This is a genomic window from Streptomyces sp. NPDC107538 (assembly GCF_055657445.1).
In genome coordinates this window covers 17915-32598 of the sequence record NZ_JBVKAY010000014.1, presented here as the reverse complement: position 1 = coordinate 32598, position 14684 = coordinate 17915, and the positions used below count along the sequence as shown (strand labels likewise).

The following is a 14684-nucleotide window of genomic DNA, read 5'->3' as shown; positions in this document are numbered from 1 at the left end:
CGGGCCGCCGGGGAACAGGGGGAGGACGAGGGTGACGTACGACGACCGCGTGGCCGAGATCCGGGCCGCGCGCCGTGAACTGGACGACGTCGTCCGGGATATCCAGAACGTCGAGATCGACGGCGTGCGAGAGTTCGCCTCGTTCCTCGCACCGCCGACCATGGACGACATCGCGGACGCCGCCTCCGGCCCTCCGCTGGTCTACCTCACGGCGGCCGATCCGGGCGGGCTGGCGCTGATCGTGCGCGGCCCGGAGGTCGAACACGTACCGCTACCGTCGCTCACCACGCAGGCTCTGCGCGACCAGGTGATGCCGTACCTGGAGGCGCACGCCCGCGACAAGGACACGTCGTCGCAGGACGGGGAAGCCTGGCGCACGGCCCTCGACGAGATCACGGGCTGGCTGTGGCCGACCGTCATGGACCCCGTGCTGCGGCGGTTACCCGGGCCGGGCGCGGCGACGCTCGTGGCCGGCGGGCTCCTCGGGCTGTTGCCGCTGCACGCCGCCTGGACCGAGGACGCGGACCGGGTGACCGGGCGCCGCTACGCCCTCGACCACCGCACGCTGAACTACGTGCCCAACGCCCGCGCCCTCAGCGCGGCCCGTGCGATGTCCCGGATTCCCGCGCGTCGGCTGCTCACCGTGGCCGCTCCGCTGCGTACGCCGCCCGGTAGGCATCTGGAGTACGCCGGCACCGAGGCGGCGGTCGCCCGCGCCGCGTTTCCGGGGGACCATGCGCGGCTGGCCGGAGCCGAGGCCGGTGCACGGGCTGTCGCCGAAGCGCTGCGCGAGGCCGATGTCGCCCATCTGGCCTGTCACGGGGAGGCGGATCTGACCGAGCCGCTGGAGAGCCATCTGCTCCTCGCGGGCGCTGATCGGCTGCGGCTCAGGGACTTGCTGACGCTGCGGCTTCGACTGCGGCTGGCCGTACTGTCGGCCTGCGAGACCCTGGTGCCCGGCACGGATCTGCCCGACGAGGTCGTCGCACTGCCCACCGGACTGCTCCAGGCCGGCGCGGCCGGGGTGCTCGCCTCCCTGTGGGAGGTCGGGGACGTGGCCACCACGATGCTGATGACGGAGTTCTACCGGCTCTGGCGCCACCAGGAGGAGGCTGTTGCTCCTCCCGAGGCACTCGCCCGGGCCCAGAGCTGGATGCGCGACACCACCAACGCGGAGAAGTTCGACGAGTACGGCAGGGCCACCGCCGAAGGCGCCCCCTGGCTCCCCGCGGAGGCCGCCCGCCGCTTCCGGCTGGCGCTGATGACCCTGCCCGGCGGTCTGGAGGCGCGCTCCTATGCCCACCCCGACCACTGGGCCGGCTTCGCCTACGTCGGGGTGTGACCGTGAGAGGGCCCGCCGAGTCCGGACGGCTCGCCCCGGAGGACCCTGCCCTCCGAGACGGTCACCGTGATTCCGTCGCTGTCGCCCTCCGGATACTCGGCCCGCAGGCCCAGCGTCGCCAGTGAAGGGTGGGCGTAGCGCTGTGTGCTGGGCGTGCGGTGGTTGAACCAGAAAGTGGTGTGTGGCTCGGGTGGGCTGGCCTCGTCCGTGGCGTTCCGCAGCAGGATGTGGGCGATCGCCTCGGGGGAGGGGTGCGTCGAGTGACCGGCCTGCGCGCGCTTCTCGTGGCCGCGACCGCCGTTGGTGGAGAACAGCCAGTCCCGGCATTCGACCGCGGCGACCAGCCCGGCGCTCACGTTGTGCGCGCTGCCGTGGTGGGGTGCCTTGACCAGGGAGACCGGGTAGCCGTTGCCGTGCCACAGTCGGTGCAACGAGCGGACAAGGACTTCCGCGTGGGCGTCCGCGGCGAACAGGACGTTGCTGCCGTCGGGGTGCTGGGCCAGGAAGGCGATGCTGGAGCCGTTCGCCGGGGAGCGGTCGGCTCGGTGCGGGCGGGCGGCCAACTCGGCGAGCACACGCGCGTCGAACGCCGTGGGTGCGGCGGCGGATCCCAGGACGTCCCGCTCCGGCCGGGCGGCCGCCTTGGTGAGCCACTCGGTGCGCAACCGGGTCAGCTGCTCCTGCCAGGGGGAGAGCAGGGTGAGGGTCAGTCCACGCAGGGGGAACGTGGGCGGGCCCTGTCGTTCGGGTACGACGACGGGACCGCCGTGTGTGGCGGTGTTCCAGGGAAGTCGACCCTCGCGCAGGAACGCCGCCAGCCGTTCGGCGCTGCGCACCCCGAGCGTGTCCGTGGGACCGGTGTGTTCGAGAGCGTTGAACCAGACCTCGCGCACCTGGAAATTCTTGGGGGGTGTGGTCAGCAGCGGCAGCAGCCCGACGATGTGGTCGTCGTCGATGTGGCTGCACACGACGAGCTCGAACTCCCGCTGGTCCTCGGGCTGGCGTGCGAAACGCGCCGCCAGCCCGGCGGGCAGGTTCCCGTAGCGTCCGGGACCGCCGTCGATGAGCATGCGCCGCCGGTGGGGTCCGTCGTCCCACTCGACCCACAGACAGTCGCCGTGTGCCGCGGGCAACGCCTCGACACTGATCACGAGGGCGTCACCATCCGCGCGTCGGCGGTGCCGAACGCCGTGTAGAGCAGACACAGCAGATTGCGGTGCTCCTCGACGAGCGTGCGGGCCGTCACATGCAGCGCGGTGGCGACGGCGTCACCCGCGAGCAGGCGGTCGAAGAAGCGGCGGGCCCATTCGGCGCCGAGTTCCGTCGGCACCTCGATGTCGGTGCAGACTACGGCACGGGCACCCTTGCTCAGGAAGTACGAGGAGAACGCCGCACGCAGGGCGGACCCGCGGGCGGACGACGCGCAGGCGTTGAGAACGACGAGCGGGGCGCCCGGCAGGGGCACTTCCGGTGGGGCGTCGCGCCTCGCGTCCCGCAGTGACACCTGCCGTCCCCCGGTGAACTCCAGCGCCATGTCACCCATCACGGATGTCTGCTGACCACCCGTGAGGTGGCAGTAGAAGTACCAGAGGGCATCGGACCGATGCGGTTTACGCAGGGCCTCGGTGACCTTCTCCGCGTCGTCGACGACCTCCGCGCGGTCGGCGATGCGTCGCTTCCAGTAGCCGACCTGTCCGGCCACGAGTGCGCGGGGCCGCTGGGTCCGGGCCCGGTCGATGTCCGTGTTGACGGCGATGAACGCCGTGGCCTCGGCGGCGGTCCGCGGCACGTACTGCGTGCGGTGGCGTTGGTGATGGCCGGAGCGCAGCGGGACGAGGGTGAGCCTGGACCCCAGGCCCAGCAGACGGTAGGGCGACACCTGGGCGTCGTCGTAGGTGTCGACGGCGTACATGAGGTGCCAGGGCAGGCCCAGTCCGTCGCTGACGACCTCGATGGACGGGGCGCGGTCCGGTCCGGCGGACGCCAGGGCGTCGATGATGATGTCACCGACCCTGCGCAGGCCCGGGCTGCCGCCGTCAGGGCGGAAAAGGGCGTCGAAGAGGTCGTAGCCGGATCGTGCCAGCAGACGGAGATCGGACTGGTACGTCTCCTCGGGAATGTCGAGGGACGACTCGTATATCAGGCCCTGCGGCCCCAGCAGAAGCTTCTCGACACCGCCCCTCGCCGCACGCACGAGGTCGTCCAGTTCGCCGCGGCTGTAGGGGAGTTCCGCCGTGGCACTGCCTGTTCCGTCCCGCACGGTGAGGACATGGGTGCCACCGGTCGAGGTCAGGATGAGCGACAGGGCGATCTGTGTCGCAGGGGAGACCGGAGCCGCACGCCACGGTGCCAGCAGGATCTCCTGTTCCAGTCGGCCCGACGGGTGGACGACGAGGCGGAGTTGATGGGGGACGTGCCCGCCCGGAGTACGTGCCACCACGATGAGGGACACCGTTCGGTCATCGTCGAGGAACGTGACGTCGAAGAGCGCCTCGGACACGCCGGTCTTCGGAGCGGGCATGTGCCGACGCACGACGAGCGACCGGTTCACCGGCACCACAGCGACGGCTTCCGGCGCTCCGTACACCTCGATGTCCAGGACGCCGGCGTCCGCCTCCGGAGGGAGCGCCAGGCCGAGTTGGGCGGCGTCGAAGGCGTACGGGTGGGCAGCCCGGTCGATACCGAGGACGAGCCGGTGAGTGCGCCCGGCCGCTGCCGGGGCGCCCAGACAGAGCCGGTCGAACCGAGCCGTTATCCACTGCTCGCGCGGCATGGCGTCCAGCAGTCGGCACAGTTCGGTCCAGTCGGGGGTCTCCGTCAGGGGTCCGGAGGATCGACGCCCGCGGTGGTACGCCTCACCGAGAACGCCGGCCGCCTCCGGGTACGGAAGCAGGAGTTCGAGCAGGGACTCGGCGTGGCCGACGCGCTCCTCGTCGGTGCCCGCGCCAGTGAGCCGACCGACCAGATTCAGGGCCGCCGCGCGCACACGCGGCCAGTCCGGTCCCACCAGCCCCGGCAGTTTCGGCCACAGCCCGACCAGTTCGGTGGCGGCGTCCTGAGCGGTCATGCGGCTCCGTCCTCTCCCGGCAGCGTGAACCGCCCGGGTCCCACCGTGCCCCACCCGCTGGTGCATGGTCCAGGGACGGACAGGCGCACGCGGCACATTCCGTGCGCACCGCGTGACTCATCGTATTCCCTTCTCGGCCGGGCGACTTGAGACTTGTGGGAAACGGGCCGAGGACGGTTGGCGCACAGGTCGCCGGCCGGTCGGGGAGACCCGCGGCGGCACCGCAGAATCGTGGCTCCGCAGTGAGGAGGCCCTTTACCAGGCGGGGCCGCCCGGCTCAGCCCGCGGGCATGTCTCTTCTCGGCCCAGGAGGTCGGGCTCGACCGGATAGGCGCGATGGCACGCGTGGTCGCCGACCACTACCAGCGGCCGGCGGAACCACCACGGTGAGAGGCCGGGGGAGAGGGGCGCCGGTGACTACCTCTCGTCTCCGAGGTGGCGGACGACCGTGTCCGGGCCGGGGGACATGAGCGCCTCGTGCCCGTCGTCCTGGAACCTGACCCGGTAGGGCGGGTTCCCGTTCTGGCCGAGCACCTCCAGGACCTCCGCGGTCCGGTCGTGGTGCCCGACGGTCCTGCCGTGCACCAGCAGGGTGTCGCCAACAGTTGCCTGCATCGGGGGCCTCCTCGTACGGGCTCTCGGTCGTTCTCTGTCGTCGGCGGTCCTTCTCAGGCGGACGAGCGCTGGGTGACCGCGATACAGACCAGCACGGCGGCGGCCGTCAGGGGCGCGGCCGGGGTGAGCTGCTCGCCGAGGAGCAGCACCGACCACACCAGTGTGAGCAGCGGCTGCGCCAGCTGCAACTGGCTGGCCTTCGGTATGCCGATCGCCGCCATGCCCCGGTACCAGACGACCAGGCCCAGGAACTGGGACCCGGCCGCCACCCACAGCAGCCCGGCCACACTGTGCGCGGTCAACTGGACCGGCTCGTACGACAGGGCCAGCAGCGCGCCCGGCACGGTCAGCGGGAGACAGAGCACCAGGGCCCAGCCGATGACCTGCCAGCCGGGCATCACCCGGGCCAGCCGGCCGCCCTCGGTGTAGCCGGCCGCGCACACCAGCAGGGCGCCGAAGAGATAGAGGTCGGCCGTGGTGAGGGCACCGCCGCTCTGCGCCACGGTGAACGCGGCGACGGCGGCGGCCCCGGCGAGGGCGGCGGCCCAGAAGGTGCGCGACGGGCGGGTGCCCATGCGCAGCGCCGAGAACAGGGCGGTCGTCAGCGGGAGCAGACCGACCACGACGGCGGCGTGCGCGGTGGTGGAGGTCCGCAGCGCGAGCGTGGTGAGCAGGGGGAAGCCGACGACCACTCCGGCGGCCACGACCGCGAGCCCCGCCCAGTGCCGGCGGCCCGGCAGCCGCACCCGGAGGGCCAGCAGACAGCCGCCCGCGATGACGGCCGCGAGCACGCTCCGCACGGCGACCAGCGACCAGGGACCGAAGCCCTCCAGCCCCCAGGCGGTGGCCGGGAAGGTGAGGGAGAACGCGGTGACACCGAGGGCGGCTTGGAGGGTGCCACCGGCACGGGGACGGCGGCCGGGTCCGGGCGAGGTGGGGCTGTCGGCGGCGGCCGGTCGTGGCGCGGTGCCGTCCGGGGCGCCGCCCACCGCTACTGAACTCCGGGCGATAGCGCTACTCTCTGCTCTCATGCACGAGCGTAGCAGTGTCGCGGAACTGGTGGAACAGCTGCGGAAGGAGCTGAACCGCTACTCTCCGGGTGGAAAGCTGCCGTCGAGCCGGGCCCTCGTTCAGCGGTTCCGGGTGAGCCCGGTGACGGTCTCGCGGGCCCTGGCGCACCTCGCCGCCGAGGGGCTCGTGGTGACCCGGCCGGGGGCGGGCGCCTTCCGGGCCGGGCCGCGCGAGAGCGGGACCGCGGTCGTGGGGGACACATCCTGGCAGGAGGTCGCGCTGAGCGCCGACGGCAGCGCCGAGCCGTCGCCCCGCACGGTGGACGCCTCCGGGGTGCTGGTCTCGCTGGCCTCCCCGCCGCCCGGCGTGATCGAGTTCAACGGCGGCTATCTGCACCCCTCGCTCCAGCCGGAGCAGGCGATGGGCGCGGCCCTGTCGCGGGCCGGGCGGCGGCCCGGGGTGTGGGCACGGCCACCGGTCGAGGGCGTACCGGAACTGCGCGAGTGGTTCGCGCGGAGCATCGGCGGGGCGATCACCGCGGCCGAGGTGATCGTCGCGGCGGGCGGCCAGTCCGCGCTGACCACCGCCCTGCGCGCGCTCGCGCCGCCCGGGGCGCCCGTGCTGGTCGAGTCGCCGACCTATCCGGGCATGCTGGCGATCGCCCGGGCGGCCGGACTGCGGCCCGTTCCGGTGCCGGTGGACGCGGACGGGGTACGGCCCGCCCTGCTCGCCGACGCGTTCAAGGCCTCCGGCGCCCGTGTCCTCGTCTGCCAGCCGCTGTTCCAGAACCCCACCGGCGCCGTCCTCTCGGCCGACCGCAGGGGCGAGGTCCTGAGGCTCGCGCGGGAGGCGGGGGCCTTCGTCATCGAGGACGACTTCGTACGCCGGCTCGTGCACGAGGACGCCGGGCCCCTGCCCAGGCCGCTGGCGGCCGGCGACCCCGACGGGGTGGTCGTCCATGTCTCCTCGCTGACCAAGGCGACCTCGCCCAGCTTCCGGGTGGGCGCCCTCGCCGCGCGGGGCCCGGTGCTGGAACGGCTGCGCGCCATCCAGGTCGTCGACACCTTCTTCGTGCCGCGCCCTCTCCAGGAGGCCGCCCTCGAACTCGTCGGATCACCCGCCTGGCCCCGCCATCTCCGTTCCGTGTCACGGGAGTTGAAGAACCGCCGGGACACGCTCACGACCGAGCTGCGCCTGCGCCTCCCCGAACTCGCCCTGCCCCACATCCCGTCCGGCGGCTACCACCTCTGGCTGCGCCTCCCCGACGGTACGGACGAGCCTTCGCTGGTCGCCGCCGCCCTCCGCGCCGGTGTCGCCGTCACCCCCGGCCGCCCCTACTTCAGCGCCGAACCCCCGGCCGGGCACCTGCGGTTGAGCTTCGCCGGGGTCGCGGGGGCGGGGGAGATCGTGGAGGGCGTACGACGGCTGAAGGAGGCCGTAAACGGTTCGACAGCGCACGACCGGCCTGCGAACGTCCAGCCATGAGCGACGAGTTGAACCAGAGTCCGCCCGGAGTGAACCAGAGTCTTCCCGAGGGCTACGAGCTGTCCGACGACGCCGGCCGCATCGACGTGGACCGGGTCCACCGGTGGCTGTCCACCGACGCGTACTGGGCCCTCGGCCGCCCGCGTGAGAAGCAGGAGCACGCGATCCGGGGGTCCCTCAACTTCGGGGTGTACGAGGCGGGTTCGGGGGAGCAGGTGGCGTACGCGCGGGTGGTGACCGACCGGACCACGTTCGCCTGGCTCTGCGATGTGTACGTCGCCCCGTCGGCGCGCGGGAAGGGGCTCGGCACCGCGTTGGTGGCGGCCGTGCGCGAGCACCTGCGGCCGTACGGGCTGCGGCGCGTCCTGCTGGCCACCCACGACGCGCACGGCGTCTACGCCAAGCTCGGGTTCGAGCCGCTCGCCAAGCCCGACCAGTGGATGGCGCTGACGTTCGAGTGAGGGGCGGAGCGTGGCGACGGGTGGCCCGGAGTGCGCGGCGCGGTACCCCGGGTAACTCCTGAGTAACGCCTCTTGACCTGCGCAGAACCCCGTTCCACCATCGCCGCATGCATCTTCGGGTCACGTTCGTCGCCGCCGCGCGCTGCTCCTCTCTGCTCGCGGAGCGTTTCGAGGACGACCGGCCGCTGGACCAGGCCGGATGGGACGAAGTGCAGCGCGCCGCCCACGAGCTGGTGCCGTTGGCGGCGGCCGAGCTGCGCCATCGAACGTTTGCCCAGCTCTTCGCCTTCCAGGGTGGAGGGCTGGGGCGTCCTCGCTTCGGCGGCCCGAAGGCCGGCGGATCCGTGGCAGGATCGCCTTGTCCGGCAACGTAGTTGTCGGGCCTACCGCCGGACGGGCGGGAAGTCAGGCCTGTGGAGGCCGTGTAAGACCGACCCTCACCGGTCGGCAGTGGCTTGTGAAGCAGGAACCCACGGGGGTGCCGCATTGCGGTACGGACCGGAATCCCCTGCCCTCGGGCGGGGGAGGGCGTCAATGCTCGCCCACGCCCCGCTGCGGGACCATGGGCGACGCCCTCGGCTACGCGCCGCTGGTCCGGCCCGCGCTGCAACGGCGCGGGCAAGGTTCAGGTTCCGGCGCGTGGCTTACGGGTGTAGTCGGTGACCAGGAGCTGGTCCTTCGCGGGGCCGCCGACCCGCCAGGTGGTCCGCCAGCGGTCCGCGTCGTACACCTCGAACTCGCCCCGGTAGAGGTCGGCAGCGCAGGGGTGGTCCGTGCGCCAGCGGCCGGTGGTCAGATCCAGGTCGTGGAACGGGCGGCCGTCGGCGAAGCGGACGTCCGCCGTGCCGGGGGCGGTGCCCGGCAGGAAGCGCAGGGTCCGCTCGGCGGGGCGCGGGACGCCCTGCCAGACGAACGTTCCGGTCTCCCGGTGGAGGAGGCCGCCGTCGTCCAGCGGGCTGAAAACGGTCGCCCCGGAGAACTCCCCCTCCGCGCCGCTCGCCAGATCCCGCACGGATCGCAGGACCCGCCACCGCCCACGGAGGTGGGACAGGACATCGGGAACTGGCAGGAAACCGCTCATCCGTCCTTCTTTTCCGAGACTTTCGGTGCCGTGCGACCCGTTGACGGTGTCTTGGTCACCTCCCTATCTTGCCGTTCGAAGTGCTGATCATTGTCCGCCATTTCGAACGAGAGTCGCGGAGTATCCATGTCACGCAGCACCCGCACCCGTTGGAGACTCGGCCTCACCGCCACCGCCTTCCTGGTGGCCGCCGCCTCCGTCCCGGCCCCCGCGCACGCCGAGGACGTCACCGACTACGCGATCACCGTCGACCCGTCCGCGCAGGGCGCGAAGATCGACGACACGATGTACGGCGTCTTCTTCGAGGACATCAACCGGGCCGCCGACGGCGGTCTCTACGCCGAACTCGTGCAGAACCGGTCCTTCGAGTACTCCACCGCCGACAACCGTGCCTACACGCCCCTCACCTCCTGGAGCGTCGACGGCACCGCGCAGGTCGTGAACGACGCCGGCCGCCTCAACGAACGCAACCGCAACTACCTCTCCCTGGGCGCCGGTTCGTCCGTCACCAACGCCGGATACAACACCGGTGTGCACGTGGAGGAGGGAAAGCGGTACCGCTTCTCGGTCTGGGCGCGCGCCGACAGCCGTACGGAGCTGACCGTCACCCTCCAGGACGCCGACGGCGCGCTCGCCGAGGCCCACCGGGTCGAGGTCAACGGCGGCTGGGCCAAGTACAAGGGGTCGTTCAAGGCGACCCGGACCAGCTCCGCCGGCCGGCTCACCGTCGCCTCCGCCGGTGCCGCCGCCCTCGACGAGGTGTCCCTCTTCCCGCGCGACACCTACAAGGGCCACAAGAACGGCCTGCGCGAGGACCTCGCCGAGAAGATCGCCGCCCTGAAGCCGGGCTTCGTCCGCTTCCCCGGCGGCTGCCTCGTCAACACCGGCTCCATGCAGGACTACAGCGAGGCCTCAAACTGGGAGCGCAAGCGCTCGTACCAGTGGAAGGACACCATCGGCCCCGTCGAGCAGCGCGCCACCAACTCCAACTTCTGGGGCTACAACCAGAGTTACGGGCTCGGCTACTACGAGTACTTCCAGTTCTCCGAGGACATCGGCGCCATGCCGCTGCCCGTGGTGCCCGCCCTCGTCACCGGGTGCGGCCAGAACAGGGCCACCGACGACGAGGCCCTGCTCCAGCGGCACATCCAGGACACCCTGGACCTCATCGAGTTCGCCAACGGGCCCGTGACCAGCGAGTGGGGCAAGAAGCGCGCCGAGATGGGCCACCCGAAGCCCTTCCACCTCACCCACCTCGGCGTCGGCAACGAGGAGAACCTGCCGAACGAGTTCTTCGCCCGCTTCCAGAAGTTCCGGGCCGCCATCGAGGCGAAGTACCCCGACATCACGGTGATCTCGAACTCCGGCCCCGACGACACGGGCACCACCTTCGACACCGCGTGGAAGCTGAACCGCGAGGGACACGTCGACATGGTCGACGAGCACTACTACAACAGCCCGCAGTGGTTCCTCCAGAACAACGACCGCTACGACTCCTACGACCGGAGCGGCCCGAAGGTCTTCCTCGGCGAGTACGCCTCCCAGGGCAACGCCTTCAAGAACGCCCTCTCCGAAGCCGCGTTCATGACCGGTCTGGAGCGCAACGCCGACATCGTGAAACTGGCCTCCTACGCACCGCTCCTCGCCAACGAGGACTATGTGCAGTGGAGCCCCGACATGATCTGGTTCAACAACCACGCGTCGTGGAACTCCGCCAACTACGAGACCCAGAAGCTCTTCATGACCAACGTCGGGGACCACGTGGTGCCGTCGACGGCCACCGGCACACCCGCGCTCACCGGCCCGATCACCGGGGCCGTGGGCCTGTCCACGTGGGCCACGACAGCGGCGTACGACGATGTGACGGTGACCTCGGCCGAGGGCGCGTCCCTGTTCGCCGACGACTTCAGCGGCGACGCCTCGAAGTGGACCCACACCGGCAAGGGCAGCTGGACCGTCCAGGACGGGCAGTACACGCAGACCGACGTGGCCGCCGAGAACACCATGGTCTCGGCCGGTGACAGCGCCTGGCACGACTACGACCTCAAGGTGAAGGCCACGAAGAAGGCCGGCAAGGAGGGCTTCCTCGTCGCCTTCGGCGTCAAGGACACCGGCAACTACTACTGGTGGAACCTCGGCGGCTGGAACAACACCACCAGCGCGGTCGAGCAGGCCGTCGACGGCGGCAAGTCCTCGCTGATCTCCAAGCCGGGCACGATCGAGACGGGCCGGACGTACGACGTCGAGGTCAAGGTGCGCGGGCGGCAGGTGACGCTGCTGCTCGACGGCAAGGAGTGGGGGCGCTTCACCGACGACAAGCCGGCGGAGCCGTTCCGGCAGGTGGTGACGCGCGACGCGCAGACCGGTGACCTGATCGTCAAGGTCGTCAACGCGCAGGGGGTCGCCGCGCGGGCGGCGATCGACCTCGGGGGTGCGAAGGTCCGCTCCAAGGCGCGGGTGACCACGCTGGCCGCCGCGCCCGACGCGGTGAACACGGAGACGGCTACGCCGGTGGCGCCGGTGGTGTCCACGTTCAGTGGGGTGGCCGAGGAGTTCAGCTATACGTTTCCGGCGAACTCGGTGACGTTCCTGAGGATCAAGGAGCGGTGAGGGTGGGGGTGGGCCTGGCTTTGTGAGCCGGGTGCGGGTGGGTGGGGGCTGGTCGCGCAGTTCCCCGCGCCCCTTGTTGGGCCTGCGGCCCATCCAAGGGGCGCGCCCGCGCTCACGAGCGGCGGCGGGGCTTTCCGGGCTTGCCGCCGCTCTTTGCGTTCCGCTGGCCCCGGGGCGTCGTGGGCTGGCGGCGGGGGGTGTTCGCCGCGGGGCGCTTGGGCTTCTGTTGCTGCTTCTTCTCCTCCGGGGGCTTGGCGCGGCCCCGGGAGGAATTGACCGTGCGGCCGCGGACGATGCCGATGAAGTCCTCGACCAGGTCGGTGGTCGCGTCCTGGGGCCAGGAGAGGGCCACGCGGGACTCGGGGGCGTCCGTGACCGGGCGGTAGGTGAGGTCCTTGCGATGGTGGAGGCGGGCGAGCGACTGGGGGACGATCAGCAGACCGATCCCGGCCGCCACCAGCTCGATCGCGTCCGCCGTGGTGGCGGGGCGTTCGAACGCGGGCTCTCCCGGTGGGCGTTCCCAGTCGAGGGTGTCGTCCAGGGGGTGCAGGACGACCTCGTCCGCCAGGTCCTCGATGGTCACCTCCTCGACCGCCGCGACGACGTGGTCTTTGGGGACGACGACCACCGTGGTCTCGGTGTAGAGGGGGATCGCGCTGAGGTCGGTGTCGTCCACCGGCAGCCGTACGAAGCCGGCGTCGGCGCCACGGTCGCGCAGTACGCCGAACGCCTCGGTGGCCGTCACCTGGAGGAGGGTCAGGGGGATGTCGGGCAACCGCTCGTTCCAGATCCGCACCCACTTGGTGGGCGTCACTCCCGGGACGTACGCGAGCCGGAACGAAGGGGATGCTTCCGAGCCTGTCACGCGACAAGGCTATCGGTCGTGGTCGACGGCCGCGGTCGGCGGCCATGGTCGTGGTCGGCAGTCGTGCTCGGCGGCCATGGTCGGAGGTCGTGGTCGGTGGTCGTGGTCGGAGGTCGTGGTCGGTGGTCGTGCGTGCGGTCGATACCCTTGACCTCATGACGTCGCACCAGACCACCCAGACCATGAAGCCCGCCACCGCGGCGAAGAAGCTGGGTGTGTACCTCCAGGCCACCCCCGCGGAGTTCCAGGAGGGCGTCGTCTCGCGCGCCGAGCTGACCGCGCTCCAGACGGACCCGCCGGCCTGGCTGGAGGAGCTGCGCCGCAACGGCCCGCACCCCCGTCCCGTGGTCGCCGAGAAGCTGGGCGTCTCCATCGCGGGGCTCGCCCGCGGCGGGGTCACCGAGGCCCTCACCACCGAGCAGATCGAGGCCCTGAAGCAGGACAGCCCCGAGTGGCTCCAGAAGGAGCGCGCCACCCAGGCCGAGGTCCGCAAGGAAGGCGCCCGCATCAAGAAGCGCAACGCGGAGCGCGCGGCCCAGGCGGACGACGGGCGTTCCTGACCGGGGGCCGAGAACCCGTAAAACCACGTGCCGTGCCGTGGGCGCCGCGTGCAGGATGCCCCTGTGCGTGATCTCCTCCGCGGGCTTGCCGCGAATCCGGCTCTGCCGGTCCAGCTGGTCGAGCGGCTGTTCGCGCTCGCGGACCCCGAGATCGACGAGGCCCTCGCCGACCGTGACGATCTCAGCCGGGCGCAGGCGGTCGTGCTGGCCACCCGGGACGAGGGAAGCGGGGTGCGGCTGGCGTACGGGGGGCGGCTGACGGCCGCCGATGTCGATCCCACGGCGCAGCCGCTCGTCGCGCTCGCCCTGCTGGACGAGGGCGCCGGTGACCCGGAGTGGGCTCGGCTCCTCGCGGTGGACCCCGTGACGTGGCACCGGGAGAAGCTGGCCGCCTGCCCGGGTCTGCCCCAGGACGTGGTGGAGACCCTCGCCGCCGACCCGGACATACAGGTCGTCGCGGAGCTGGCGCTGTGGGCCGCGCCGGACCTGGCCGCCCGGCTCGCCGCGCATCCGCACGCCGAGGTCCGCCGCGCGGTCGCGGCGAACGAGGCGACACCGCCGGACACGCTGGCGGCGCTCGTCAGCGGGGAGGGCCTGCCGCCCGCACGGCACTGCCTGGTCTGCGACCACGAGGAACCGCCGTTCACCCACAGCCCGGACTGCGCGCGGACCGACTGCGATCTGCGGCCGGACGCCTCCTGCGACGGCTCCCACGCATCCACCGCGCACGACACGCTGTGGTCCGTCCTGCAGAACCCCGCCACACCGCCGGAGGCGGTCGCGGGCTTCGCCGGGCACCCCTCGATGGTGTTCCGCTGGGCGCTGGCCGCCCGCCCCGCTCTGCCCCCGGAGACGTACGCACGGCTCGCCGTGGACTCCACGCCCGGTGCCCGCGCCGACCTCGCGCGGAACCCCGCGATCGGCGACACCCTGATCCGCGCGCTGGCCGACGACACCGACCCCGACGTCCGGCGTGGGCTCGCGCACAACCCCCGGGTGCCGCTCGACGTGCTCGCCCGGCTGGCGGCCGGGACGAGGATCGGCAGCACCCTTCTGCCGCGGATCGCCTCCGCCACCGCCGCCGAGGTCGAGGAACTGGCACGATCCCCGCACGCCGTCGTCCGCATGCTGCTCGCCGAGCGGCGTGATCTGCCGCCCGCCGTCCGGGACGCGCTGGCCGACGACCCCGACGCGAAGGTGGCCAAGTCCGCGGCACCGCACCCCGGCCTCTCCGAAGCGCGCCTGCGGGCCATGGTCGACCGGCACGGCGTCCAGGTGATCGCCCGGGTGGCGGCCAACCCGGACGCCACCCCGGCCCTGCTGGAGCACCTGGCCCGGCACCGGCCCCCGGTGCGGAAGGCATTCCGCGAGATCGCCCGGCATCCCCGGGCCACGGCTCCGGCGCTCCTGCCCTGCCTGGCGGACGAGCGCGCGAGGCCCCTCGCCGCCCGGCACCCGGCCCTCCCGCCGCAGGTGATCGTGGACCTGCTCACCGACACCGACCCGTCCGTGGCGGAGGCCGCGGCCGCCAACCCATCGCTCCCACGCGCCATGATGGAAGATCTGACGCGGGAGCCGCCGCCCTGA

12 protein-coding genes and 1 pseudogene are annotated in these 14684 nt (G+C 72.1%); 7 read left to right on the top strand and 6 right to left on the bottom strand.

Annotated elements, in window-relative coordinates:
• Positions 1–31 precede the first annotated feature (31 nt).
• Positions 32–1342 (top strand): CHAT domain-containing protein, encoded by a 1311-nt coding sequence (locus ACZ7MG_RS34755; protein WP_471389586.1) that lies wholly within the window; start codon positions 32–34, stop codon positions 1340–1342.
• Here ACZ7MG_RS34755 and ACZ7MG_RS34750 read toward each other — a convergent pair.
• The 4 genes from ACZ7MG_RS34750 to ACZ7MG_RS34735 all read right to left on the bottom strand — a co-directional run bounded on the left by ACZ7MG_RS34750 (position 1327) and on the right by ACZ7MG_RS34735 (position 6055).
• Entirely contained in the window at positions 1327–2493 is a 1167-nt protein-coding gene (locus tag ACZ7MG_RS34750) for a ComEC/Rec2 family competence protein (protein ID WP_471389589.1), read from the bottom strand. The genes ACZ7MG_RS34755 and ACZ7MG_RS34750 overlap by 16 nt on opposite strands.
• Positions 2490–4409 (bottom strand): CHAT domain-containing protein, encoded by a 1920-nt coding sequence (locus ACZ7MG_RS34745; protein WP_471389592.1) that lies wholly within the window; start codon positions 4407–4409, stop codon positions 2490–2492. Before ACZ7MG_RS34745 ends, ACZ7MG_RS34750 begins: the two co-directional genes overlap by 4 nt.
• A gap of 417 nt (positions 4410–4826) precedes the next feature.
• Positions 4827–5024, bottom strand: a complete 198-nt coding sequence (locus ACZ7MG_RS34740) for a DUF1918 domain-containing protein (RefSeq protein ID WP_471389595.1) — start codon at positions 5022–5024, stop codon at positions 4827–4829.
• Between the two features lie 53 nt (positions 5025–5077).
• Positions 5078–6055 (bottom strand): DMT family transporter, encoded by a 978-nt coding sequence (locus ACZ7MG_RS34735; protein ID WP_471389598.1) that lies wholly within the window; start codon positions 6053–6055, stop codon positions 5078–5080.
• Between ACZ7MG_RS34735 and ACZ7MG_RS34730 the strand changes: the two genes are divergently transcribed.
• From ACZ7MG_RS34730 to ACZ7MG_RS34720, 3 genes and pseudogenes are all read left to right on the top strand, one after another.
• The gene (locus ACZ7MG_RS34730) at positions 6054–7520 is read left to right on the top strand and encodes an aminotransferase-like domain-containing protein (protein ID WP_471389600.1); all 1467 of its coding nucleotides are present in this window, start codon (positions 6054–6056) and stop codon (positions 7518–7520) included. The genes ACZ7MG_RS34735 and ACZ7MG_RS34730 overlap by 2 nt on opposite strands.
• On the top strand, positions 7517–7981 hold the full coding sequence (locus ACZ7MG_RS34725; RefSeq protein ID WP_471389602.1) for a GNAT family N-acetyltransferase: 465 nt from the start codon (positions 7517–7519) through the stop codon (positions 7979–7981). Before ACZ7MG_RS34730 ends, ACZ7MG_RS34725 begins: the two co-directional genes overlap by 4 nt.
• Before the next feature lie 107 nt (positions 7982–8088).
• A pseudogene (locus ACZ7MG_RS34720) lies at positions 8089–8244 on the top strand (histidine phosphatase family protein); the annotation flags it as partial.
• Between the two features lie 362 nt (positions 8245–8606).
• Here ACZ7MG_RS34720 and ACZ7MG_RS34715 read toward each other — a convergent pair.
• Positions 8607–9062: a DUF6314 family protein gene (locus ACZ7MG_RS34715; protein ID WP_471389605.1), complete on the bottom strand. Its 456-nt coding sequence runs from the start codon at positions 9060–9062 to the stop codon at positions 8607–8609.
• Between the two features lie 126 nt (positions 9063–9188).
• Here ACZ7MG_RS34715 and ACZ7MG_RS34710 point away from each other — a divergent pair, with 126 nt between their 5' ends.
• Positions 9189–11672, top strand: coding sequence for an alpha-L-arabinofuranosidase C-terminal domain-containing protein (locus ACZ7MG_RS34710; RefSeq protein WP_471389607.1), 2484 nt, complete (start codon positions 9189–9191; stop codon positions 11670–11672).
• A gap of 112 nt (positions 11673–11784) precedes the next feature.
• Here ACZ7MG_RS34710 and ACZ7MG_RS34705 read toward each other — a convergent pair whose 3' ends face one another.
• Positions 11785–12537, bottom strand: a complete 753-nt coding sequence (locus ACZ7MG_RS34705) for a LysR substrate-binding domain-containing protein (RefSeq protein ID WP_471389610.1) — start codon at positions 12535–12537, stop codon at positions 11785–11787.
• 155 nt (positions 12538–12692) lie between these two features.
• On the opposite strand from ACZ7MG_RS34705, the gene ACZ7MG_RS34700 reads away from it, so the two are divergent.
• Positions 12693–13097, top strand: coding sequence for a DUF5997 family protein (locus ACZ7MG_RS34700; RefSeq protein WP_471389613.1), 405 nt, complete (start codon positions 12693–12695; stop codon positions 13095–13097).
• A gap of 63 nt (positions 13098–13160) precedes the next feature.
• Positions 13161–14684 (top strand): hypothetical protein, encoded by a 1524-nt coding sequence (locus ACZ7MG_RS34695; RefSeq protein WP_471389616.1) that lies wholly within the window; start codon positions 13161–13163, stop codon positions 14682–14684.

Bases quoted from the DNA above. Each gene is read 5' to 3' on its own strand.
- ACZ7MG_RS34745 (WP_471389592.1), bottom strand. From the start codon at position 4,409: ATGACCGCTCAGGACGCCGCCACCGAACTGGTCGGGCTGTGGCCGAAA.
- ACZ7MG_RS34740 (WP_471389595.1), bottom strand. From the start codon at position 5,024: ATGCAGGCAACTGTTGGCGACACCCTGCTGGTGCACGGCAGGACCGTC.
- ACZ7MG_RS34730 (WP_471389600.1), top strand. From the start codon at position 6,054: ATGCACGAGCGTAGCAGTGTCGCGGAACTGGTGGAACAGCTGCGGAAG.
- ACZ7MG_RS34735 (WP_471389598.1), bottom strand. From the start codon at position 6,055: ATGAGAGCAGAGAGTAGCGCTATCGCCCGGAGTTCAGTAGCGGTGGGC.
- ACZ7MG_RS34725 (WP_471389602.1), top strand. From the start codon at position 7,517: ATGAGCGACGAGTTGAACCAGAGTCCGCCCGGAGTGAACCAGAGTCTT.
- ACZ7MG_RS34715 (WP_471389605.1), bottom strand. From the start codon at position 9,062: ATGAGCGGTTTCCTGCCAGTTCCCGATGTCCTGTCCCACCTCCGTGGG.
- ACZ7MG_RS34710 (WP_471389607.1), top strand. From the start codon at position 9,189: ATGTCACGCAGCACCCGCACCCGTTGGAGACTCGGCCTCACCGCCACC.
- ACZ7MG_RS34700 (WP_471389613.1), top strand. From the start codon at position 12,693: ATGACGTCGCACCAGACCACCCAGACCATGAAGCCCGCCACCGCGGCG.